A 20,779-nucleotide genomic window follows, 5' to 3' on the forward strand; every position below is an offset into this window, starting at 1 on the left:
TGCCCGCCGCCGGAAGGCCCGGGACGGGCCCGTACCCCGGATTCGGGCCGGCACGGGGGATGGGGAGGTGGGGGCGGATGGCTGCGGCGAACTGCCTGGTGACGAACGACTGGATCTGCGGCGCGTACCTTCGCTCCCGCAGCCAGGAGCTGACGGACGCGACCGTCCAGCACATCTGGATCACCGCCGTGTCGGTGGCGATCGGCCTGGTGATCGCGTTCCCGCTGGCCCTGCTCGCCCGCCGGGGGCGGCACTTCGCCGGACCGGTCCTCGGACTGACCACGGTGATCTACACCGTGCCCTCGCTGGCGATGTTCTCCCTGCTGCTGCCCGTGTTCGGGCTCTCCGCCGCGCTGGTGGTCACCGGACTGGTGCTGTACTCGCTGACCATCCTCGTACGGAACATCCTGGCCGGGCTCGAAGCGGTGCCCGAGGAGGTCAAAGAGGCCGCGCGCGGCATGGGGTACGGGCCCGTACGGCTGCTCTGGGAGGTCGAGATCCCCCTCGCGCTGCCCGCGCTGATGGCCGGTCTGCGGATCGCCTCGGTCTCCACCGTGGCGCTCACCACCGTCGGCTCGCTGGTCGGCAAGGGCGGACTCGGCAACCTCATCCGGGACGCCCTGCCCAGCCTCTTCAAGGCCCAGGTGCTGGCCGCCTCGGTGCTCTGCGTGCTGCTCGCGGTCGCGGCGGACCTGCTGCTGCTCGGGGTGCAGCGGTGGCTGACCCCGTGGACCCGGGTACGGGCGGGCGTACCCGCGACGGTGACGGTGCGTACGGCGGAGACGGCGCCGGTGACGCAGGCCGCGAAGACGGAGGTGGGCTGAGCCGTGGGAGTGGTCGCGGACGCCTGGACCTGGCTGGTCACGGGCTCCAACTGGTCCGGCCCGGACGGCGCGGCGCACCGCCTTGCCGAGCATCTCTACGTCAGCGGGCTCGCCCTCCTGGTGGCCTGCGCGATCGCGCTGCCGCTCGGACTCCGGCTCGGCCACCTCGGCCGGGGCGGCGCGCTCGCCATCAACATCTCCAACGTGGGCCGGGCGGTGCCCGTCTTCGCGGTGCTCGCCCTCTTCATGCTCACCCCGCTGCGCAACTCCGGCTATCTGCCGACCGTGATCGCCCTGGTGCTCTTCGCGGTGCCGCCGCTGCTCACCAACACGTACGTCGGCATGACCGGGGTGGACCGCGCGGTGGTGGAGGCCGCCCGGGGTATGGGGATGTCCGGGAAGCAGGTCTTCCTCCGGGTGGAACTGCCGCTCGCCCAGCCCATGATCATGTCCGGGCTGCGGTCCGCCGCCGTCCAGGTGGTGGCCACCGCCTCGATCGCGGCGATGGCCGGGCTCGGCGGGCTCGGACGCGTCATCACCGCCGGGTTCAACCGGTACGACACCGCCCAGGTGTTCGCGGGAGCGGTCCTGGTCGCCCTGCTGGCCCTGGTGGTGGAGGGCGTACTGCTGGCGCTCGACCGGCTGCTGTCGCCGCTGCGGCGGCGGGGGCGCCGGGCGTGAACGGCGCCGCACGCGACGACTTCAGCACTTTCGGCGGTCTCAGCACTTTCAGCAGTGTCAGCAGTGTCAAGAGTCTCAACAGCCGTGGACGGAGTAGGAACATGAGCAGAACCTCGCGCATAGCGGGTGCGGTCATCGGGACGATCGCGTTGGCCGGGTCGCTCGCCGCCTGCGGGGGCGACAGCCTGGAGAAGGACGGCGACAAGGGCAGCGCCTCCGCCCCGGCGGACGCCGGGAAGGGCACGCTCGTCATCGGTTCGGCGGCCTTCACCGAGTCCAAGGTGCTCGCCGAGCTCTACTCCCAGATCCTCGCCGACGGAGGATGGAAGACCTCCATCACCACGGTGGAGAACCGGGAGCTGTACGAACCCTCCCTGGAGAAGGGCGAGATCGACGTCATCCCCGAATACGCGGCGACCCTGGCGGAATTCCTCAACGCCAAGGTGAACGGCGCGAAGGAGGCGGAGAAGACCCCGGTCGCCTCCGGTGACGTGGCGGCCACCGTCGCCGCGCTGGAGAAGCTCGCGTCCCCGCTCGGCCTGAAGGTCCTTCCGGCCGGAGAGGCGGTCGACCAGAATGCGTTCGCGGTGACCAAGGAATTCGCCGCGAAGAACAAGCTGACGACCCTTTCCGATCTTGGTAAGTCGAAGATCAAAGTGAAGATCGCGGCCGGCGACGAGTGCGCGGTACGGCCCTTCTGCGCCCCCGGGCTGAAGGCCACGTACGGCATTGACGTGGCCGGTATCGACCCCAAGGGTGTCGGTACTCCGCAGTCCAAGCAGGCGGTGAAGGACGGGGTGGACCAGCTGGTGCTGAGCACCACCACGGACGCCGTCCTGGACGCGTACGACCTGGTTTTCCTGGAGGACGACAAGCACCTCCAGAACGCCGACAACCTCCTTCCCGTGGTGAACGCCAAGGACGCCGGGTCGGCGGAGGTCGCCGCACTGCTGGCGAAGGTCACCGGCGTTCTGACCACGGAGGACCTCGCGGAACTCAACCGCAAGGTCGACGCGGAGCGCGCCAAGCCGGCGGACGTCGCCAAGGAGTATCTGACCGCGAAGAAGCTGATCGGCTGACCGTCCGTCCCCGGGTATGCGGTTCGCGGGTATCGGGTGGCCGGTTTACGGTTGGCCCGGTATCCGAGGGCGGTATCCCGGGTGACCGCCCGGTGGCCGGGGATTTCCTGACGGGATCTCCGGCCGCCGGAAAGCTGGAGGAATGAGGCGGCCCGCGTTGTTCGACGCGGTGTCAGGTAACCGCAGGGGAACAAAAGGCCGGGTGGACTCCCGTACGCCGATCGCACGCGGTAAATTCCAGCCATGCCCCGTGGACGCCATCGCCATTCGCCACCCCTGCACAAGTTGCTGCCGCCCTCCGCGGTGGCCGGAGTGGCGGTCGCGCTGGCCGCCGGTGCGTGGGCGCCCCTGGACACGCTCCCGCTGCGCCTGCTCGCGACGGCGGCCGCCGCCACCGGACTCGTCGGCGCGTACCTGATGCGTACCTGGGACCAGGCCGCCGGACTCCGCGTCGCGGAGCTCCAGCGCGCCCAGGCCGGCGTCGAATGGCGGGCCGAGGAGCGGGCGGCGGAGCTGGAACAGGAGCTGGAGGAGGCGCGCGAGCTGCGCACCCGGCTGGAGACCAAGCTGCGCTCCAAGCGGATGGAGCTCGCCGGACTGCGCGGGGAACACGCCGGGCTGCTGCGCCGGTACGCCACCGCCGAGACCGAGCGGGCCAGCGCGCTGGAGGGCCGCAGGCAGCTCGCCATCGAGGCGGCGGCCACCCCGATCGCGCTGCCGCCCGCCCGTTCCACGCCCACCCCGTCCGCGTACCTCGCCGCCGCCCGCGCCCTGCGCGACCTGCCCCGCAACGCCGCGCTCCAGGAGGCCCGCCGGACCGCGGAGTCGGCCCGGCAGCGTGATCTCGCCGAGCGCGCCCGGCAGTCGGCCTCGGAGGCGGACGGCCCGAGGGGCCGTCACGCGGCGGCCGGTGAGTACGGCGACCGGGCGGCCGGTGGGTACGGCGACCGCACGGGCGGCGACCGCACGGGCGGCGACCACGCCGCGTACGGCGGCCACCTCACCGACCACCGGACCAACGGCACCAGCGGCAACGGCGCGCATCCGGCGGACCTCGCGCCCCGGGCGCCGCGCACACCGCAGCAGCAGCCCGCTCCGCAGCCCGCGCTGCCCGCGCCCCGGACGGCCGGTCCGCCGGCGCTGCCGGCCCGGGTGACCCGTACGGTCCCCGCGGCCTCGGCGCTCGTACCGCACTCCGCGCCGCGCCGGGCGCAGGTGCCGCAGGGCGGGTTCGACTTCTTCGGCACCCAGCCCGGGGGCGCGGGCCCGGCGGCCGGTGCGGGGACGGCGGGTACGGCCCCCGGGCAGCGGCAGGCGGCCCGGCCCGTGCAGGAGGAGGACCTCGCGGACGTGGTCGGGGAGGAGGCGCTGGCCGTGCACCGCAGCCACGCCGGTGACCCGCGCGCCGTGGGCAAGGTCATCGACCTCGCGCAGCCGGACACCCGGGACCGTCCCGACCCCTCCGGCCTGCGGGGCGCCGCTTCCTGACGGGGCGCCCGCCGGAGCAGAGCCCCGGCGGGGGCTACTTGTCGATGTCGCCGACGACGAAGAAGAGCGAGCCGAGGATCGCGACCATGTCGGCGACGAGCGTGCCCGGCAGCAGCTCCGTCAGCGCCTGGATGTTGTTGAACGAGGCGGAGCGGAGCTTCAGCCGGTACGGAGTCTTCTCGCCCTTGGAGACGAGGTAGTAGCCGTTGATGCCGAGCGGGTTCTCGGTCCAGGCGTAGGTGTGGCCCTCGGGGGCCTTGAGCACCTTGGGCAGCCGCTGGTTGATCGGCCCCGGCGCCAGCGCGTCCATCCGGTCCAGGCAGGCGTCCGCGAGGTCCAGCGCGTTGACCGTCTGCTCCAGCAGGCACTCGAAGCGGGCCAGGCAGTCGCCCTCGGTCCGGGTGACGACCTTCAGTACGTCCGCCAGCTCCCCGTACGCGAGGTACGGGTCGTCGCGCCGCAGGTCGAAGTCGACGCCGGAGGCGCGGGCGATCGGCCCGGACACCCCGTACGCGTGCACCGCCCCGGCGGTCAGCACCCCGACGTCGCGGGTGCGGCCCCGGAAGATCTCGTTGCCGAGCACCAGGTCCTCGTACACGTCCATCCGCGAGCGCACGGAGGCCACCGCGTCCCTGGCCCGGCCGAGCCAGCCCGCCGGGAGGTCCTCCTTGAGGCCGCCGACCCGGTTGAACATGTAGTGCATCCGGCCGCCGGAGACCTCCTCCATCACCGCCTGGAGCTCCTCGCGCTCCCGGAACGCGTAGAACATCGGCGTGATGCCGCCGAGTTCGAGGGGGTACGAGCCGAGGAACATCAGGTGGTTGAGGACCCGGTTCAGCTCCGCCAGCAGGGTCCGCGTCCAGACCGCCCGCTCGGGGACCTCCATGCCGAGCATCCGCTCGACGGCCATCACCACACCGAGTTCGTTGGAGAACGCCGACAGCCAGTCGTGGCGGTTGGCGAGCATCACGATCTGCCGGTAGTCACGGGCCTCGAAGAGCTTCTCGGCGCCCCGGTGCATGTAGCCGATGACCGGCTCGGCGCTCAGGATGCGCTCGCCGTCCAGGACCAGCCGCAGCCGGAGCACACCGTGCGTGGAGGGGTGCTGCGGACCGATGTTGAGCACCATGTCGGTGCTCTCCGCCGCGCCACCGATGCCGACCGTCGTCTCCGTCATGCGGCCCAGTATTCCTTGCGCGGAAACCCGTGCGCGCGGACGGTCGGGCCCCCGGCCGTCCCCGGAAGTCCGGGGGGCGCCGCTCACCCCACCCGCTGCACCAGCCAGCCGAAGTCGCCGAGCCCGCCGCGCGCGGTGAGCTCGGCCGCCTCGCCCGCCGCCGCGAGCGCCCGGACGTACCCGGCGGGGTCGGTGGAGGCCAGCGCCAGCGGCGGCCGGCCACCGCTGACGCCGAGGCGGCCCAGGGCGGTGCGCTGGTCGAGGAGTTCGGGCGGCGGGCCGCCGACGGGCGCTCCGGCGGCGGCGCAGGCGTCGAGGGCGACATGGGCGGTGAGGTCGCAGGAGCCGTCCGGCACCGGGTCCACCTCGCGGCCGGCCCGGAACCCGGTCAGGGTGCCGAACGGCGGCCGGGCGCCGCCTACGTGCGCGTAGTCCACGGCCACCGCGCGCCCCGCCGCCAGCGAGCCGACCGCCTCGGCCCACGCCAGGTCGCGGGGCAGCCCGATCTCGGCCCGGTCGCCGGGGCCGGCCGGTGTCCACCAGCGCTCCAGCCACCGCGCGTCCGCGCCGGACACCGGACCGCCCAGCCGCTCCGCGCCGTCCGAGGCCCTGACCAGGACGTACCGGGCGGTGCCGGCCGCGTCCACCTCCACGACGTCGAGCGGCACGTTGTCCAGCCACTCGTTGGCGAAGAGCAGCCCGGTGACGCCCTGCGGCAACCGCGCGCACCACTCGATCCGGTGATCCAGGCCCGGCGGACGGTCCGCGAGCTCGACGGCGTACGCGGTGATCCGCAGCCCCGCCGGGGCGGCGGCCAGCACCCCCGCGGTCAGCTCCCCGCGCCCCGCGCCCATGTCCACCAGGCCGACGGTGTCCGTACCCAGCTCCGCCGCGGTCTCCGCGAGCAGCCGGGCCACCGCCGAGGCGAAGAGCGGGGAGGCGTGCACCGAGGTACGGAAGTGCCCGGCCGGGCCCTCCGGCCTCCGGTAGAACCCGCCGTCGCCGTACAGCGCGGCCCGCGCCGCCGCACCCCATCCGAGCCATTCGTCCGTCACGGGGCAAGTCTCCGGCATCGCTCTCCGGTACCTCTCCACCTTGGGGAGTACGGGCCGCCGTACCGGATCGGCCCTCCGGTTGACCCCGGGTACCCGCGCCCTTCCCTACCCTGGCAAGGTGCAGCGCCTCTACGACTTCCTCCGCAGACACCCGACGGGCGTCGACTGCTTCTGGGCCGTCGTCCTGCTCGGGCTCTCCGGGGTGGCCTACGTGGCCGGACCCCCGGCAGGGCTGCGGGAGCGGGTCTGCTCGGTGCCGGTCATCCTGGGGCTCTGCGCCGTCGTGGCGCTGCGCCGCCGGATGCCCGAGCGGATGCTGCTGCTCGCCCTCGGGATCGGGATCGCCCAGGTGGCGCTCGGCGTCGAGACCGGCATCGCCGACTTCGCCCTGCTGGTGATCATCTACACCGTCGCCGCGTCCGGGGAGCGCTGGGCGTCCCGGCTGGCGCTCGGCTGCGGTCTGCTCGCCGCCGGGATCTCGCAGGCGCGCTGGCCGGAGCAGCAGGGCGGCTGGGTCCAGCAGGTCTTCGTCGTGGTCGTGCTGACCGTGCCGTTCGTGCTCGCCTGGGTGCTCGGCGACTCGCTGCGGACCCGGCGGGCGTATTTCCGGGCGCTGGAGGAGCGGGCCGCCCGGCTGGAGCGCGAGCGCGAGGCCCAGTCCAAGGTGGCCGTCGCCGCCGAGCGCGCCAGGATCGCCCGCGAGCTCCACGACGTCGTCGCCCACAACGTCTCCGTGATGGTGGTCCAGGCCGACGGCGCCGCCTATGTCATGGACGCGGCACCCGACCAGGCCCGCCAGGCCCTGGAGACCATCTCCACCACCGGCCGCCAGGCCCTCGCCGAGATGCGACGGCTGCTCGGGGTACTGCGCACCGGAGACGCCGAGACCAGCGGCGAGTACGTCCCCCAGCCCGACGTCGAGCAGATCGACGAACTCGTCGAACAGGTCCGCAAGGCCGGCCTCGCCGTCGTCTTCACCGTCGAGGGCACCCCGCGCCCGCTGCCCAGCGGCGTCGAGCTGACCGCGTACCGCATCGTGCAGGAGGCGCTCACCAACACCCGCAAGCACGGCGGCCCCGACGCCGGGGCCAGCGTGCGGCTGGTCTACTTCGACGACGGCCTCGGGCTGCTCGTGGAGGACGACGGCCGCGGCGCCCCGCACGAGCTGTACGAGGACGGCGGGGCGGACGGCGCAGGCCACGGCATGATCGGCATGCGGGAACGGGTCGGCATGGTCGGCGGCACCCTCGACGCAGGCCCGCGCCCCGGCGGCGGCTTCCGGATCAGCGCGCTGCTCCCGCTGAAACCGGGCATGTGATCTCCTCTTCCCTCCCCACGAGACAGGACCCCCGACCCATGGCAGCCATCCGCGTGATGCTCGTCGACGACCAGGCGCTGCTGCGCACCGGCTTCCGCATGGTGCTCGCGGCCCAGCCGGACATGGAGGTGGTCGCCGAGGCGGGCGACGGCGCCGAGGCGATCGAGGTGCTCCGCGCCACCGCCGTGGACGTCGTCCTGATGGACGTCCGCATGCCGAGGCTGGACGGAGTGGAGGCCACCCGCCGCATCTGCGCCCAGGAGAGCCCGCCCAAGGTGCTCATCCTGACCACCTTCGACCTGGACGAGTACGCCTTCACCGGGCTCAAGGCCGGGGCCAGCGGCTTCATGCTCAAGGACGTGCCGCCCGGGGAGCTGCTGAACGCGATCCGCTCGGTGCACAGCGGGGACGCCGTCGTCGCGCCGTCCACCACCCGGCGGCTGCTCGACCGGTTCTCCCCGCTGCTGCCGAGCGCCACCTCCACCCCGGGCGACAAGCGCGTGGAGCGGCTCACCGAGCGGGAGCGCGAGGTGATGCTGCTGGTCGCCCAGGGGCTGTCCAACGGCGAGATCGCGGGCCGGCTGGTGCTCTCGGAGGCCACGGTGAAGACGCACGTCGGCCGCATCCTCACCAAGCTCGGGCTGCGCGACCGGGTCCAGGTCGTCGTCATGGCCTACGAGTCGGGGCTGGTCCGCGCGGGCGGCGCGCGCTGATCCGGCACGCCGCGTTCAGCGCAGCACGCCCTCCAGGAAGTCGCTGCCGAGCCGGGCGACGACCGTCAGGTCCAGCTGGTGCAGTACGTACCGGCCGCGCCGGCGCGTGGTGACCAGGCCCGCCTTCTTCAGCACCGACAGGTGCCGGGAGACCTCGGGGGAGGTGATGCCGTGCGCGTCGGCCAGCTCGCCGGTGGTGTGCGGGGCGCGGGCCAGGTTGCGGCAGAGCCGCAGCCGCTGCGGGTGGGCCAGCGCCTCCAGGCGCAGCCGGACGAACTCCACCGAGGCGGGCGAGGGCAGCTCGGGCCGGTGCACCGGGTAGAGGATCACCGGCCGCCATGCCGGGGCGTGCCCGATCATCAGGTGCGGCCAGCCGAAACCGGTGGGGACGAGGGTGATACCGGGCTCCACCCCGGGGCCGGTCGCGGTGGTCCGGGCCGCGTTCAGCTTGTCGATCACGATGCGGTCGCCGTCCTCGCTCAGCGAGAGCGCCGCCGAGACCGCGCCGACCGCCTCGCCGAGGCCCTTGCGGCGGAGCACCTCCGTCTTGTGCCGGGCGTCGGCCACCAGCGGGATGCGGGCCCGGTTCCAGGTGTCGGCGAAGAACGCCTCCTCGCAGTCCTCGAAGAACCGCCGGAGCCAGGCGCGTACCGAGCCCGGGTCGGCCAGCAGCCGTTCGGTGAAGTCCGTCTGGCGCGGGCCGCGCGCGGCGGCCATGTCGCGTGCTCGCTCGGCCGCCGCCGCGTTCGTCAGCGGGGACGCGGTGCCCGTGCCGTAGAAGGTGCAGGAGGTGAACTCCAGGGCGGCCGAGACGAACTGCTCCTCGCTCAGCCGGTCCAGGGTGTCCAGGTCCTCGGAGAGGGTCGCGCCGGCACGGCCGCTGCCGCCCGGGAGACCGGCGAACGGTACGAAGATGTCGGAGAAGGTGTTCCGCCAGAGGAACTCCGCCTCGTGCAACCGGTCCGCGAGGTCCGGCGGGAGCGCGGCGGAGGTCGCGGTGACCCAGCCGTGCAGCCCGGGGTGGTGGCCCGGCTCCGAGAGGGCGTGCAGCGCCATCCCCAGCTCGGCCAGGGGGGAGGTTTCGAAAAGGATGCGGTCGGCGGGCAGCCCGGCGATGTCGATGGTCACGCTCACCGGACCATGGTGCGGGGTGCCGGCCCGGCCGCGCACTTCGCTTGACGGGAGACGTCAATCGACGGGCGGTGCGGGGTGGGGCCGCGCAGGCTGAAGCCATGGACGCGATACAGCAGCAGATGTTCGACACCTGGCGTGCGAGCAGGCGCGGCGAACGCCCGCCGCCCCTGCCCGGCACCCACGACCGCGAGGTCCTGCGCGACCTCCGCCGCCGGTACCGCGCCCGCCGCGAGGCAGGGGCCCGCAGGCGGGCCGGGGCCTGGCCGGGGTGGTGACGGCGGGCGGACCCGCCGGCCGCCCCGCCCCGGATCAGGCCAGGCGGGCGACGAACGCGCGCACCGCGTCCCGTACGTCCTCGGCGGTCCACTCCAGCCCCGGCGCGTTCACGGTGACCTCGGTGTACGAGACCCCCGGCGGCAGCTGGGAGCCGGCGGACCAGCGGCGGAAGAGGGTCGTACCGGTCTCCTCGGCCTGGCGCACCGAGGCCTCGTCCAGCACCTCGGCGGAGTACGGCAGCCAGAGGTGGAACTGGTGGGTGTGCGGGGGCTCGGGGCGCAGCCGGCACCACGGCACCGCCGACTCCTCGAACGCCTCCGTCAGCGCGGCCGCGACCACCTTGGCGTGGGCCCCGTACTCGGGCAGCCGGGGCAGCTCGTTCTCCAGGCCGATGAGGGCCGCCAGCGCGGCCGGGTACTGCTGGAAGAGCTGGCCGCCGTAGCGGTGCCGCCAGGTGCGGGCCTCCTCGATCAGCGTCCGGGGGCCGGCCAGGGCCGCCCCGGACATGCCGCCGAGCGACTTGTAGAAGGAGACGTACACGCTGTCGGCGAGGCCCGCGATCTCCGGCAGCCCGCGCCCGAAGTGCGGGGTGCACTCCCAGAGCCGGGCGCCGTCCAGGTGCACCACGGCGTCGCGTTCCCGGGCCGCCGCCACGACCTCGGTCAGCTCCTCCCAGGCCGGGAGTACGAAACCGGCGTCCCGCAGCGGAAGCTCCAGCATCAGGGTGCCGAACGGCTCCGGGAAGTCGGCGACCTCCTCGGCGGTGGGCAGCCGGGGCGCGGTCGTCGGGTGCACCGTCCGCAGCCCGCTCACCGCGCCGAGCGCCCCTCCCTCGTGCACCTCGGGGTGGGCGAGCGGGTGCAGGGCGACGGTGGCGTTGCCGGTACGCGCCGCCCAGCACCGCAGCGCGACCTGCTGGGCCATCGTGCCGGTGGGGAAGAAGGCCGCCGCCTCCATGCCCAGCAGCCCGGCCACCCGCTTCTCGACCTCGGCGACGACCCCGTCGCCGTAGATGTCGGCCGGTTCGCCCGTGTCGTACACCGATCCGGCGCCCGCCGCGAGGGCGGCCAGCTGGTCGCCGAGGGTGCCGTCGGAGGAGGTGCGCGCCAGGATGCGGCGGGAGGCCTTCCAGGCGGCGAGCCGGCGCTGCCGCATCTTCTGTTCGTCCGTTGCTGCCATGCGACGATCATCGCCCGCCCGGTCCGGGCCGCCCACCCGGGGGTTTCGTGGAAGGTCGCGGGAGCCCCGGTGCCGGGCGCCGGGAAGTTACCCACAGGCTGTGGACAGAGCGGAAGCGGGGTGGGGCGCTGGCGTAGCATGCAGAGGAATCGTCCGGTACCCCCCGCGGACTGGAACGGAAGGCCATAGCCGCGTGAACACGACATCTCCGAGAGATCCTCTCGACGCCAGGGACCGCCCCGCCCGCCTCACCGTGGGCGTCGTCGGAGCGGGCCGCGTCGGCCCCGCCCTCGCCGCCTCGCTCCAGCTCGCCGGGCACCGCCCGGTCGCGGTCTCCGGCGTCTCCGACGCCTCCCGCCGCCGGGCCGCCGCCCTGCTGCCGGACGTCCCGCTGGTGACGCCCGCCGAAGTCCTCGCCCGCGCCGACCTGGTGCTGCTCACCGTCCCCGACGACACCCTGCCCGGCCTGGTCCAGGGGCTTGCCGACACCGGCGCCGTCCGGCCCGGCCAGCTCCTGGTCCACACCTCGGGGCGGTACGGCACCCGGGTGCTGGACCCCGCGCTGCGCGCCGGGGCCCTGCCGCTCGCCCTCCACCCCGCGATGACGTTCACCGGCACGCCCGTGGACGTCCAGCGGCTCGCCGGCTGCTCCTTCGGGATCACCGCGCCCGAGGAGCTGCGGCTCGCCGCCGAGGCCCTCGTCATCGAGATGGGCGGCGAGCCCGAGTGGATCGAGGAGGAGGCCCGCCCGCTCTACCACGCGGCGCTCGCCCTCGGCGCGAACCACCTGGTCACCCTGGTCGCCGAGGCGATGGAGCTGCTCGCCAAGGCGGGGGTCTCGGCCCCCGACCGGATGCTCGGCCCGCTCCTCGGCGCCGCGCTCGACAACGCCCTGCGCTCCGGCGACGCGGCCCTCACCGGCCCGGTGGCGCGTGGCGACGCGGGCACGGTCGCCGCCCACGTCGGCGAGTTGCGCGCGCACGCCCCGCAGATGGTCGCGGGGTACCTCGCGATGGCCCGCGCCACCGCCGACCGGGCCCTCGCGCACGGTCTGCTCAAGCCGGAGTCCGCCGAGGACCTGCTCGGCGTCCTCGCGGACGGCACGCGCTCCACCGGCCGCCCGGCCGGCCCCGCACCCACCGACGACGACGAAGAGCCGGGGGAGCCCCGATGACCGCCACACCCACCCCGGCGGACACCGCCGTCCTGCTGCACACCGCCGCCGCACTGGAGGCGCTGGACCGCCCGGCGGGCGCGCGCCGCGTGGTCGTCATGACGATGGGCGCGCTGCACGACGGCCACGGCACCCTGGTCCGGGCCGCCCGCGCGGCGGCGGGACCGGGCGGCCAGGTCGTGGTCACCGTCTTCGTGAACCCGCTCCAGTTCGGTGAGGCCGCCGACCTGGACCGCTACCCGCGCACCCTGGACGCCGACCTCGCGGTGGCCTCGGCGGCCGGCGCGGACGTGGTCTTCGCGCCCTCGGTCGAGGAGGTGTACCCGGGCGGCGACCCGCAGGTCCGGATCACCGCCGGACCGATGGGCGAGCGCCTCGAAGGCGCCTCGCGCCCCGGACACTTCGACGGGATGCTCACCGTCGTCGCCAAGCTCCTCCACCTGACCCGCCCGGACGAGGCGCTCTTCGGGCAGAAGGACGCCCAGCAGCTCGCGCTGGTCCGCCGGATGGTCCGCGACCTCAACTTCGGCATCGAGATCACCGCCGTACCCACCGTCCGGGACGCCGACGGCCTCGCGCTCTCCAGCCGCAACCGGTTCCTGTCACCGGCCGAGCGGCGTACCGCCCTCGCCCTGTCGGCCGCCCTCTTCGCCGCCCGCGACCGGCTCGCCGCCCAGCAGGCGCTGCGCGAGCGCGCCCTGGCCACCGGCGGCCCGGTGCGGGACGGTCAGGGATCCGGGGCGACCACCGGCACCGACCGGGTCGCCGGGCTCAACGCGCTCGGCGAGTCCCGCCTCGCCGCCGACGCCCAGGCCGTGGCGCTCGCGCCGCACGGCAGCACGGCCGAGGCCGTCCGGGCCGCCGCGCGCACCGTCCTGGACGACGCCGTCCGGGCCGCGGAGCCGCTCGTCATCGACTACCTCGCCCTGGTGGACCCGGCCGACTTCACCGAGGTCCCCGACGACCGGGACGGCGGCGAAGCCGTCCTCGCAGTCGCCGCCCGGGTCGGCGCCACCCGTCTGATCGACAACATCCCCCTCGACCTGGGAGTCCTCTCGTGACCGGAATACGGCTGACCGCCCCCGAACCCGGCTGGTCCATCGACGCCGACGTCGTGGTCATCGGCTCCGGCGTGGCCGGGCTCACCACCGCCCTGCGCTGCGTCGCCGCCGGGCTCGACACCGTCGTCGTCACCAAGGCCCGCCTGGACGACGGCTCCACCCGCTGGGCCCAGGGCGGCATCGCCGCCGCGCTCGGCGAGGGCGACACCCCCGAGCAGCACCTCGACGACACCCTGGTCGCGGGCGTCGGCCTCTGCGACGAGCCGGCCGTCCGCACCCTGGTCACCGAGGGCCCCGGCGCGGTGCGCCGGCTCATCGACACCGGGGCGCACTTCGACACGGACGAGAGCGGCGGCGTCGCCCTCACCCGCGAGGGCGGCCACCACCGGAACCGGATCGTGCACGCGGGCGGCGACGCCACCGGTGCCGAGGTCTCCCGTGCCCTGGTGGAGGCGGTACGCACCCGCGCCCTGCACACCATCGAGAACGCCCTGGTCCTCGACCTGCTCACCGACGCCGAAGGCCGTACGGCGGGTGTCAGCCTGCACGTCATGGGCGAGGGCCAGCACGACGGGGTCGGCGCGGTCCGCGCCCCCTCGGTGGTGCTCGCCACCGGCGGCATGGGCCAGGTCTTCTCCGCCACCACCAACCCGCCGGTCTCCACCGGCGACGGCGTGGCGCTCGCGCTGCGGGCCGGGGCGGAGATCTCGGACCTGGAGTTCGTCCAGTTCCACCCCACGGTCCTCTTCCTGGGCGCCGACTCCGAGGGCCAGCAGCCGCTGGTCTCGGAGGCGGTACGCGGCGAGGGCGCGTACCTCGTCGACGCCTCCGGTACGCGCTTCATGACCGGGCAGCACGAGCTGGCGGAGCTCGCCCCCCGCGACATCGTCGCCAAGGCCATCACCCGCCAGATGCAGCTGCACGGCACCCAGCACATGTACCTCGACGCCCGGCACTTCGGCGCCGAGATGTGGGAGCGGCGCTTCCCCACGATCCTGGCCGCCTGCCGCGAACACGGCATCGACCCGGTCACCGAGCCGATCCCGGTCGCGCCCGCCGCCCACTACGCCTCCGGCGGCGTCCGTACCGACCTGCACGGACGCACCACGGTGCCCGGCCTGTACGCCTGCGGGGAGACCGCCTGCACCGGAGTGCACGGCGCCAACCGCCTCGCCTCCAACTCCCTCCTGGAGGGGCTCGTCTTCGCCGAGCGCATCGCCGCCGACATCGCCGAGCGCCGCCCCGCCCGCACCGAGGCGGTCCACCCCGAGGGCGGCCCGCGCGCCGCGCTGCTCGCCCCCGAGACCCGTACGACGATCCAGCGGATCATGACCCGGGGCGCCGGGGTGCTCCGCTCCGCCGAGAGCCTGGCCGCCGCCGCCCGGGAGCTGGAGGCGCTGCGCGACGGCGCCGGCGCGCCCGAGGAGAAGGCCGCCGTACCGGGCGTCGAGGCGTGGGAGACCACCAACCTCCTGCTGGTCGCCCGGGTCCTGGTCGCCGCCGCGTCCGCCCGCGCGGAGACCCGGGGCTGCCACTGGCGCGAGGACCACCCCGACCGCGACGACGAGAACTGGCGCGCCCACCTCGTCGTACGCGTCGGCGAGGACCGGACGCTCGCCGTGCGCCGTACGGAGGGCTCCGACTTCGACCCCGTACGCCAGGACTGACCGCGACCCACCGCACCGCACCACCGCACCGAACCACCGCACAGCACAGCACCGCCCGACGCCCCCGAGGAGCCGCAACCGTGAGCACGCCCGAAGAGAACCGCCCGACACCGGTGGACGTTCCGCTGATCCACATCGGGGCCCCCGCACCGTCCGCGGGCGGCTGCGGCGACGACTGCGGCTGCGCCTCCGACGAGTACGACCCCGACGCCCTGGAGTGCGGCCTCGACCCCGCGCTCGCCGAGCTGCTGGCCGAGGCCGGCCTCGACCCCGTCCAGGTGGAGGACGTCGCGCACGTCGCCATCGAGGAGGACCTGGACGGCGGGGTGGACGTCACCACCGTGGCGACCGTCCCCGAGGACGCCGTCGCCACCGGTGACTTCACCGCCCGCGAGGACGGCGTCGTCGCCGGTCTGCGCGTCGCCGAGGCCGTGCTCTCCATCGTCTGCACCGACGACTTCGAGGTCGAGCGCCACGTCGAGGACGGCGAGCGCGTCACCGCCGGCCAGAAGCTGCTGACGGTCACCACCCGCACCCGCGACCTGCTCACCGGCGAGCGCGGCGCGCTCAACCTGCTCTGCCGCCTCTCCGGCATCGCCACCGCCACCCGCGCGTGGGCGGACGTCCTGGAGGGCTCGAAGACCCAGGTCCGCGACACCCGCAAGACCACCCCGGGGCTGCGCGCGCTGGAGAAGTACGCGGTCCGCTGCGGCGGCGGCGTCAACCACCGGATGTCGCTCTCGGACGCGGCCCTGGTCAAGGACAACCACGTGATCGCGGCCGGCGGCGTCGCCGAGGCGTTCAAGCGGGTCCGCGAGGAGTTCCCCGAGCTGGCCATCGAGGTGGAGGTCGACACCCTCCAGCAGGTCCGCGAGGTGCTGGAGGCCGGCGCCGACCTGATCCTGCTGGACAACTTCACCCCGGGCGAGACCGAGGAGGCCGTCGCGCTCGTCGCCGGGCGCGCCGTGCTGGAGTCCTCCGGCCGCCTCACCCTGGACACCGCCCGCGCCTACGCCGACGCGGGCGTCGACTACCTCGCGGTCGGCGCGCTCACCCACTCCTCGCCCATCCTCGACATCGGCCTGGACTTCCGCGAGACCGCCACCGGTGAGGCCCACGCCTGATGCTGCTCACCATCGACGTCGGCAACACCCACACCGTCCTCGGGCTCTTCGACGGCGAGGAGATCGTCGAGCACTGGCGGATCTCCACCGACTCCCGGCGCACCGCGGACGAGCTGGCCGTGCTCCTCCAGGGGCTGATGGGCATGCACCCGCTGCTCGGCGTCGAGCTGGGCGACGGCATCGAGGGCATCGCGATCTGCTCCACGGTCCCCTCGGTCCTGCACGAGCTGCGCGAGGTGACCCGCCGGTACTACGGCGACGTGCCCGCCGTCCTCGTGGAGCCCGGCATCAAGACCGGCGTACCGATCCTCATGGACAACCCCAAGGAGGTCGGCGCCGACCGCATCATCAACGCGGTCGCGGCGGTCGAGCTGTACGGGGGCCCGGCGATCGTCGTCGACTTCGGCACCGCCACCACCTTCGACGCGGTCTCCGCGCGCGGCGAGTACACCGGCGGTGTCATCGCCCCGGGCATCGAGATCTCGGTCGAGGCGCTCGGCGTGAAGGGCGCCCAGCTCCGCAAGATCGAGCTGGCCCGCCCGCGCAGCGTCATCGGCAAGAACACCGTCGAGGCCATGCAGGCGGGCATCGTCTACGGCTTCGCGGGCCAGGTCGACGGCGTCGTCGCGCGGATGAAGCGCGAGCTGGCGGACGACCCCGACGACGTGACCGTCATCGCGACCGGTGGCCTTGCGCCAATGGTGTTGGGCGAGGCCACCGTCATCGACGAGCACGAGCCCTGGCTGACCCTCATCGGGCTCCGTCTGGTCTACGAGCGCAACGTCTCGCGGATGTAGTCCCTGGCGCGGCGCACCCCGGCGCACCTGCGACGACGCCTCCCGGCGGCGGCGCGGCGGCACCGGAGCGCGCCGCGCCACAGGTGACCAGTTAAGAGGATTTTGTCCCTTTAGCACGTACTGTCGCGCCATGCCCACGCCCTACGGTTCACGAGGCGGCATGGCGTTCGGTGCGGACGAGCTGCGGGTAGTCCGACGCGCTCTCGCCGTTGCCCTCCACCCCATGCCCTTGCCCGACGAGGATGTCCAGGACTGCCTGCGGCTCGCGGGAGCGGTGGACGATGCGGTCGGCGAGGCGGGCCGGCTCCGCGCGTTCCTCCTCGCCGACCTCGCCCGCTACCGCTCCGCCCTTCCCGGCTCCGTCAGCGGCTACCTGGAGCTCCTCCAGGACGCCCTGGCCGCCGGTTACGACCCCAAGGCGGACGACCTCGCCGCCCTGCGGGCGCTGCGCGGCAGACCGGTCGCGGCGGCGCTCCTGGAACGCTGCCAGGCGCTCGCCGAACGCTCGGTGCGGGCCCGGCTGGCGGGCCGCAGCGCCGCCCTCACCGCGCCGGGCCCCCGCAGCCGGCTGCTCGCCCTGCCGGGCGGGCGCGCGGCGGCGGAGCCCCAGCGCCCCGCGAGCCCGGCCGCGCCGTCCCGGCCGCCGGCGCCGGGCGACCGCCCGATGCCCAAGCCGTCCGAGGTCTTCCCGCCGCGCCGCCGCCCGGTGCCGCCGCCGGAGGAGGAGCGCGCCGCCGGCTGACCGCCCGGCACGTCGGCGTGACTACGGCGGCCCGGCCCCCGACCCACCGGGAGGGGCGCTGCGGGCCGCCGTACCACGCTCGCTACTCTGGACGGCATGGACTACGTGAAGGCGCTCATTCCGCCTGTCGTGATGGCCGCATTCTTCATCCGGCTCGTGATGACGATCGTGAAAAGCCAGGGTGGGCCGAACAAGGCCAAGGAGGACGCGGCCGTGGACGCCGCCCTCGCCCGTGCCGAGGCCGCCCGCCAGACCCCGGCCGCCGAAAGCGCCTGAGCGACGCATTCACCGGGCTCCGCAGTCGGTTTCCCCGGCCGGTTTCACCGGGACGGGATGCGACCGGCACGCATCCGGGTGGCCGTATACGCGCGCCCGTGAGCGGTGGCCGTATCCCGTGCCCCTATGCCGTGCGCGTATGTCGCGCCCGTATGCGGTGTTCGCGGGTGGTCGCGCCCGGTGCCGGCATCCGGCGTATCCAGCGCCCGGGATCCAGCGCCCGGTATCCGGGGCTCCGCCCGGCGCGCGATCCTGATTCATCCCGCGTTCAGGCGTTTGCGCGCCCGTTTTCTCCGGTGCGGGTATCCCCGGAGTGGTGGTGTCTTCGTGCCTTCCGTGCCGTGCGCGTTCTTCCGTGCCTTCCGTCCGGAACAACCGACCGCGCGGACGGTTATCGGCCCCGAAGACCGGCGCGCGGCGCGTAATTCACGCCCCCCATGTCACGTGCACAACCCGGCGCACTCCAAGAGCGCACGACTCACATCGAGCCGTGCGCTCTTTTTCGACACCTTCGGGGTTCCCTGGCTTCTCTCCATGTTCTCCGGGCGAGGGCCTCTCGGGAAAAATAACTACGCATTTCGGACATCTCGCATTAAGGTGGCCCTGTGCCCCGTCAATTGGGAGAGCTGGAAGACGCCGTGATGACGCGCGTCTGGCAATGGAACCGACCCGTCACCGTGCGAGAAGTCCTGGAAGACCTTCAGCGCGAACGCTCGATCGCTTACACCACCGTCATGACGGTTATGGACAACCTCCACCAGAAGGGGTGGGTCCGCAGGGAAGTCGACGGCCGGGCTTATCGATATACGGCCGTCTCCACGCGCGCCGCCTACTCGGCCGCACTGATGAACGACGCCTGGTCGCGGAGCGACAACCCCGCCGCCGCTCTCGTCGCCTTCTTCGGCATGATGTCCGCGGAGCAGCGGGAGGCCCTCAGGGACGCCGTACGGATCGTTTCTCCCGGTACGGGCGGTGCGGTGGCGCCACCGGCTCCCCCCGCGGGCACGGGGGACGGCGCGGCGGGCGGTACGGCGGGCGGCACGGGCGACGGCGCGTCCGAAGCCCCGGCGGAAGTTCCCACCGAACCCGCCCCCGAACTCCTCACCGAACCCACCCCTGAACTCCCCACCGAACCCAGCCCCGAAGTCCCCACCGAACCCACCCCTGAACTCCCCACCGAAGACCCGGCCGATGGCACGGCCGAGGACGGCGGGCGATAGCGTCGGGACATGTCTTCAGACCTGACGCAAAGCGAGTCGGAAACCGAAGGTGAAACCGACTCGGCGGTCGAAAAGCCCGCCATCACCGTCCGCCGTGCCAGGACCAGCGATGTGGGCGCGGTGCGCCGGCTGCTCGACGGCTACGTGACCGACGGCATCCTCCTGGACAAAGCGACGGTCACCCTTTACGAGGACATCCAGGAGTTCTGGGTCGCGGAACGCGACGAGGACGCCCGGGTCGTCGGATGCGGCGCACTCCACGTGATGTGGGAAGACCTCGCCGAAGTGCGAACTCTCGCCGTCGATCACCGGGTCAAGGGCAGCGGAGTGGGCCACCAGGTTCTCGACAAGCTGTTGCAGACCGCGCGCTGGCTCGGGGTCCGCCGGGTTTTCTGCCTGACCTTCGAAGTCGACTTCTTCGCCAAGCACGGCTTCGTGGAGATCGGCGAGACGCCGGTCGACACGGATGTCTACAGTGAGCTGCTGCGTTCCTATGACGAGGGTGTCGCCGAGTTCCTCGGTCTCGAACGAGTGAAGCCGAACACCTTGGGCAACAGCCGGATGCTTCTGCACCTGTGATCGGTAGAACTGCGCCGAGTCCCTATGTCCGATACGCGCCCGTTTCCCGTGTTCCCCGGGTCCTGAACCTCTCCCTGGGGTTTGTGTTTTCCCGGGAAAAGCGGTTTCCTTTCCGCGTACTCCATTTTCGATGAAAGGATATCTCGTGGCGCAGAAGGTTCAGGTCCTTCTTGTTGACGACCTCGACGGCGGCGAGGCGAACGAGACCGTCACGTTCGCGCTTGACGGCAAGACCTACGAGATCGACCTCACCACGGCCAACGCGGACAAGCTCCGTGGCCTTCTCGAGCCGTACGCCAAGAGCGGACGCCGCACCGGCGGCCGTGCCGCCACGGGCCGCAAGGGCCGTGCGCTCGGTGCCGGCACCGGCGGCAACAAGGACACTGCCGAGATCCGGAAGTGGGCCCGCGAGAACGGCCACAACGTGAACGACCGCGGTCGCGTTCCCGCCGACATCCGCGAGGCCTACGAGCAGGCCAACGGCTGATTCGGTGGCCGGTCGGCCGGCGGACGTACCCGGGAACGCCTCAAACGGACCCGGTGGCATTCCGTCGCCGCCATGTCCACCAGCCGTACGAGATCGGGAGCATCCCCACCCCTGCTCCCGAAACCCGCGAGGGCCGGCAGGAAAAGGTCCGTGCCCCGCGGCGGCTCGGGGGGCCGCAGCCAGAATGCGGCCCCCGGCTGACAGGGCCCCGGTGCCCCGTGCGGTGCCGGTGCGGTGATCCTGCCACCGGCTCCGATGCCCACGAGATCCAGCGCGATGCCGCCCCACTCCAGCCAGTCCAGCAGCGCGGGCAGTTCCTCCGCGCTCCCGGCCGCCACGAGCAGCAGCATCCGCCCCTGCGCCACCGCCACGGGGCCGGTGCGTCCGAACCGGCGCAGCACCGCGCGGCCCGCGGCGGCGGGCAGCTCCAGTACGTCGAAGCGCACCCCGGTCGGCAGCGCCGGAGGGCGGCCCCGGTCGGTCTCCCAGCCGAGCCCGTCCTCGTACCACCGCCGCACGGCCTCGTACCAGCGCTCCACCGCCGGGGCGGCGCTCTCCGCGTGCTGTGTGCCCCCGGCCTCCCGGAGCGTTCCCGCGTCCGGGGCCGACCCGCGACCCGACGGGACCAGTGCCGACGTGTCGGCCCGCTGCGGGGCGCGAGGGGACGGGACGATGGGGCTCATGTGCGATGAACCGCCGGACCGCCTTCCGGGTTACGCGAGGGCGTC

22 protein-coding genes are annotated in these 20,779 nt (G+C 73.6%); 17 read left to right on the forward strand and 5 right to left on the reverse strand.

From position 1 onward, the window contains the following. Nucleotides 1–77 precede the first annotated feature (77 nt). The 4 genes from OG599_RS19105 (at nt 78) to OG599_RS19120 (ending at nt 4,072) form a co-directional block, all read left to right on the forward strand. On the forward strand, nt 78–824 hold the full coding sequence (locus tag OG599_RS19105) for an ABC transporter permease (RefSeq protein WP_327177180.1): 747 nt from the start codon (nt 78–80) through the stop codon (nt 822–824). Nucleotides 825–827: 3 nt separating this feature from the next. Further along, nucleotides 828–1,505 carry an ABC transporter permease gene (locus OG599_RS19110; RefSeq protein WP_327177181.1) on the forward strand — a complete coding sequence of 226 codons (678 nt, stop codon included), beginning with the start codon at nt 828–830 and terminating at the stop codon, nt 1,503–1,505. A gap of 101 nt (nt 1,506–1,606) precedes the next feature. Then, nucleotides 1,607–2,584, forward strand: coding sequence for an ABC transporter substrate-binding protein (locus OG599_RS19115; protein WP_327177182.1), 978 nt, complete (start codon nt 1,607–1,609; stop codon nt 2,582–2,584). 243 nt (nt 2,585–2,827) lie between these two features. Next, a complete protein-coding gene (locus OG599_RS19120) occupies nt 2,828–4,072 on the forward strand; it encodes a hypothetical protein (protein WP_327177183.1) in 1,245 nt (414 codons plus the stop codon). A 34-nt stretch (nt 4,073–4,106) separates the two neighbouring features. On the opposite strand, the gene OG599_RS19125 is transcribed toward OG599_RS19120, so the two are convergent. Together OG599_RS19125 and OG599_RS19130 are read right to left on the reverse strand one after the other, a co-directional pair. Next, on the reverse strand, nt 4,107–5,249 hold the full coding sequence (locus OG599_RS19125; protein ID WP_327177184.1) for an NADH-quinone oxidoreductase subunit D: 1,143 nt from the start codon (nt 5,247–5,249) through the stop codon (nt 4,107–4,109). 83 nt (nt 5,250–5,332) lie between these two features. Then, entirely contained in the window at nt 5,333–6,304 is a 972-nt protein-coding gene (locus OG599_RS19130; protein ID WP_327177185.1) for an SAM-dependent methyltransferase, read from the reverse strand. Between the two features lie 118 nt (nt 6,305–6,422). Between OG599_RS19130 and OG599_RS19135 the strand changes: the two genes are divergently transcribed. Together OG599_RS19135 and OG599_RS19140 are read left to right on the forward strand one after the other, a co-directional pair. Further along, nucleotides 6,423–7,622: a sensor histidine kinase gene (locus tag OG599_RS19135; protein WP_327177186.1), complete on the forward strand. Its 1,200-nt coding sequence runs from the start codon at nt 6,423–6,425 to the stop codon at nt 7,620–7,622. Between the two features lie 38 nt (nt 7,623–7,660). Continuing rightward, complete coding sequence (locus OG599_RS19140; RefSeq protein ID WP_327177187.1) at nt 7,661–8,335, forward strand: response regulator transcription factor; 675 nt, start codon at nt 7,661–7,663, stop codon at nt 8,333–8,335. Nucleotides 8,336–8,350: 15 nt separating this feature from the next. Here OG599_RS19140 and OG599_RS19145 read toward each other — a convergent pair whose 3' ends face one another. Further along, nucleotides 8,351–9,463 (reverse strand): DUF5937 family protein, encoded by a 1,113-nt coding sequence (locus OG599_RS19145; RefSeq protein ID WP_327180094.1) that lies wholly within the window; start codon nt 9,461–9,463, stop codon nt 8,351–8,353. 104 nt (nt 9,464–9,567) lie between these two features. On the opposite strand from OG599_RS19145, the gene OG599_RS19150 reads away from it, so the two are divergent. Further along, a complete protein-coding gene (locus tag OG599_RS19150; RefSeq protein WP_327177188.1) occupies nt 9,568–9,744 on the forward strand; it encodes a hypothetical protein in 177 nt (58 codons plus the stop codon). Between the two features lie 34 nt (nt 9,745–9,778). On the opposite strand, the gene OG599_RS19155 is transcribed toward OG599_RS19150, so the two are convergent. Beyond that, nucleotides 9,779–10,924 (reverse strand): threonine aldolase family protein, encoded by a 1,146-nt coding sequence (locus OG599_RS19155; protein WP_327177189.1) that lies wholly within the window; start codon nt 10,922–10,924, stop codon nt 9,779–9,781. Nucleotides 10,925–11,117: 193 nt separating this feature from the next. Between OG599_RS19155 and OG599_RS19160 the strand changes: the two genes are divergently transcribed. The 10 genes from OG599_RS19160 to OG599_RS19205 all read left to right on the forward strand — a co-directional run bounded on the left by OG599_RS19160 (nt 11,118) and on the right by OG599_RS19205 (nt 20,051). After that, on the forward strand, nt 11,118–12,098 hold the full coding sequence (locus tag OG599_RS19160; RefSeq protein WP_327177190.1) for a Rossmann-like and DUF2520 domain-containing protein: 981 nt from the start codon (nt 11,118–11,120) through the stop codon (nt 12,096–12,098). Further along, nucleotides 12,095–13,159, forward strand: coding sequence for a pantoate--beta-alanine ligase (gene panC / locus OG599_RS19165; protein ID WP_327177191.1), 1,065 nt, complete (start codon nt 12,095–12,097; stop codon nt 13,157–13,159). Before OG599_RS19160 ends, panC begins: the two co-directional genes overlap by 4 nt. After that, nucleotides 13,156–14,826 carry an L-aspartate oxidase gene (locus OG599_RS19170; RefSeq protein ID WP_327177192.1) on the forward strand — a complete coding sequence of 557 codons (1,671 nt, stop codon included), beginning with the start codon at nt 13,156–13,158 and terminating at the stop codon, nt 14,824–14,826. Before panC ends, OG599_RS19170 begins: the two co-directional genes overlap by 4 nt. A gap of 80 nt (nt 14,827–14,906) precedes the next feature. Continuing rightward, entirely contained in the window at nt 14,907–15,950 is a 1,044-nt protein-coding gene (gene nadC, locus OG599_RS19175; RefSeq protein ID WP_327177193.1) for a carboxylating nicotinate-nucleotide diphosphorylase, read from the forward strand. Then, nucleotides 15,950–16,747: a type III pantothenate kinase gene (locus OG599_RS19180; RefSeq protein WP_327177194.1), complete on the forward strand. Its 798-nt coding sequence runs from the start codon at nt 15,950–15,952 to the stop codon at nt 16,745–16,747. The genes nadC and OG599_RS19180 overlap by 1 nt, the downstream gene beginning before the upstream one ends. Nucleotides 16,748–16,907: 160 nt before the next feature. Then, nucleotides 16,908–17,489, forward strand: coding sequence for a hypothetical protein (locus OG599_RS19185; RefSeq protein ID WP_327180095.1), 582 nt, complete (start codon nt 16,908–16,910; stop codon nt 17,487–17,489). Nucleotides 17,490–17,585: 96 nt separating this feature from the next. After that, nucleotides 17,586–17,765: a hypothetical protein gene (locus OG599_RS19190; RefSeq protein WP_327177195.1), complete on the forward strand. Its 180-nt coding sequence runs from the start codon at nt 17,586–17,588 to the stop codon at nt 17,763–17,765. Between the two features lie 605 nt (nt 17,766–18,370). Next, the gene (locus OG599_RS19195) at nt 18,371–18,985 is read left to right on the forward strand and encodes a BlaI/MecI/CopY family transcriptional regulator (protein ID WP_327177196.1); all 615 of its coding nucleotides are present in this window, start codon (nt 18,371–18,373) and stop codon (nt 18,983–18,985) included. Between the two features lie 9 nt (nt 18,986–18,994). Then, on the forward strand, nt 18,995–19,564 hold the full coding sequence (locus OG599_RS19200) for an amino-acid N-acetyltransferase (RefSeq protein ID WP_327177197.1): 570 nt from the start codon (nt 18,995–18,997) through the stop codon (nt 19,562–19,564). 145 nt (nt 19,565–19,709) lie between these two features. After that, a complete protein-coding gene (locus OG599_RS19205) occupies nt 19,710–20,051 on the forward strand; it encodes a histone-like nucleoid-structuring protein Lsr2 (RefSeq protein ID WP_327177198.1) in 342 nt (113 codons plus the stop codon). Here the strand turns inward: OG599_RS19205 and OG599_RS19210 are convergent. Then, nucleotides 20,030–20,734, reverse strand: a complete 705-nt coding sequence (locus tag OG599_RS19210) for an SCO3374 family protein (RefSeq protein ID WP_327177199.1) — start codon at nt 20,732–20,734, stop codon at nt 20,030–20,032. The two genes, OG599_RS19205 and OG599_RS19210, sit on opposite strands and share 22 nt — an antisense overlap. Nucleotides 20,735–20,779 lie beyond the last annotated feature (45 nt).

This window comes from Streptomyces sp. NBC_01335, assembly GCF_035953295.1.
GTDB lineage: Bacteria > Actinomycetota > Actinomycetes > Streptomycetales > Streptomycetaceae > Streptomyces.

Bases quoted from the DNA above. Each gene is read 5' to 3' on its own strand.
- OG599_RS19105 (WP_327177180.1), top strand. From the start codon at position 78: ATGGCTGCGGCGAACTGCCTGGTGACGAACGACTGGATCTGCGGCGCG.
- OG599_RS19115 (WP_327177182.1), top strand. From the start codon at position 1,607: ATGAGCAGAACCTCGCGCATAGCGGGTGCGGTCATCGGGACGATCGCG.
- OG599_RS19120 (WP_327177183.1), top strand. From the start codon at position 2,828: ATGCCCCGTGGACGCCATCGCCATTCGCCACCCCTGCACAAGTTGCTG.
- OG599_RS19125 (WP_327177184.1), bottom strand. From the start codon at position 5,249: ATGACGGAGACGACGGTCGGCATCGGTGGCGCGGCGGAGAGCACCGAC.
- OG599_RS19140 (WP_327177187.1), top strand. From the start codon at position 7,661: ATGGCAGCCATCCGCGTGATGCTCGTCGACGACCAGGCGCTGCTGCGC.
- OG599_RS19150 (WP_327177188.1), top strand. From the start codon at position 9,568: ATGGACGCGATACAGCAGCAGATGTTCGACACCTGGCGTGCGAGCAGG.
- OG599_RS19155 (WP_327177189.1), bottom strand. From the start codon at position 10,924: ATGGCAGCAACGGACGAACAGAAGATGCGGCAGCGCCGGCTCGCCGCC.
- panC (WP_327177191.1), top strand. From the start codon at position 12,095: ATGACCGCCACACCCACCCCGGCGGACACCGCCGTCCTGCTGCACACC.
- OG599_RS19180 (WP_327177194.1), top strand. From the start codon at position 15,950: ATGCTGCTCACCATCGACGTCGGCAACACCCACACCGTCCTCGGGCTC.
- OG599_RS19185 (WP_327180095.1), top strand. From the start codon at position 16,908: ATGGCGTTCGGTGCGGACGAGCTGCGGGTAGTCCGACGCGCTCTCGCC.
- OG599_RS19190 (WP_327177195.1), top strand. From the start codon at position 17,586: ATGGACTACGTGAAGGCGCTCATTCCGCCTGTCGTGATGGCCGCATTC.
- OG599_RS19200 (WP_327177197.1), top strand. From the start codon at position 18,995: ATGTCTTCAGACCTGACGCAAAGCGAGTCGGAAACCGAAGGTGAAACC.
- OG599_RS19210 (WP_327177199.1), bottom strand. From the start codon at position 20,734: ATGAGCCCCATCGTCCCGTCCCCTCGCGCCCCGCAGCGGGCCGACACG.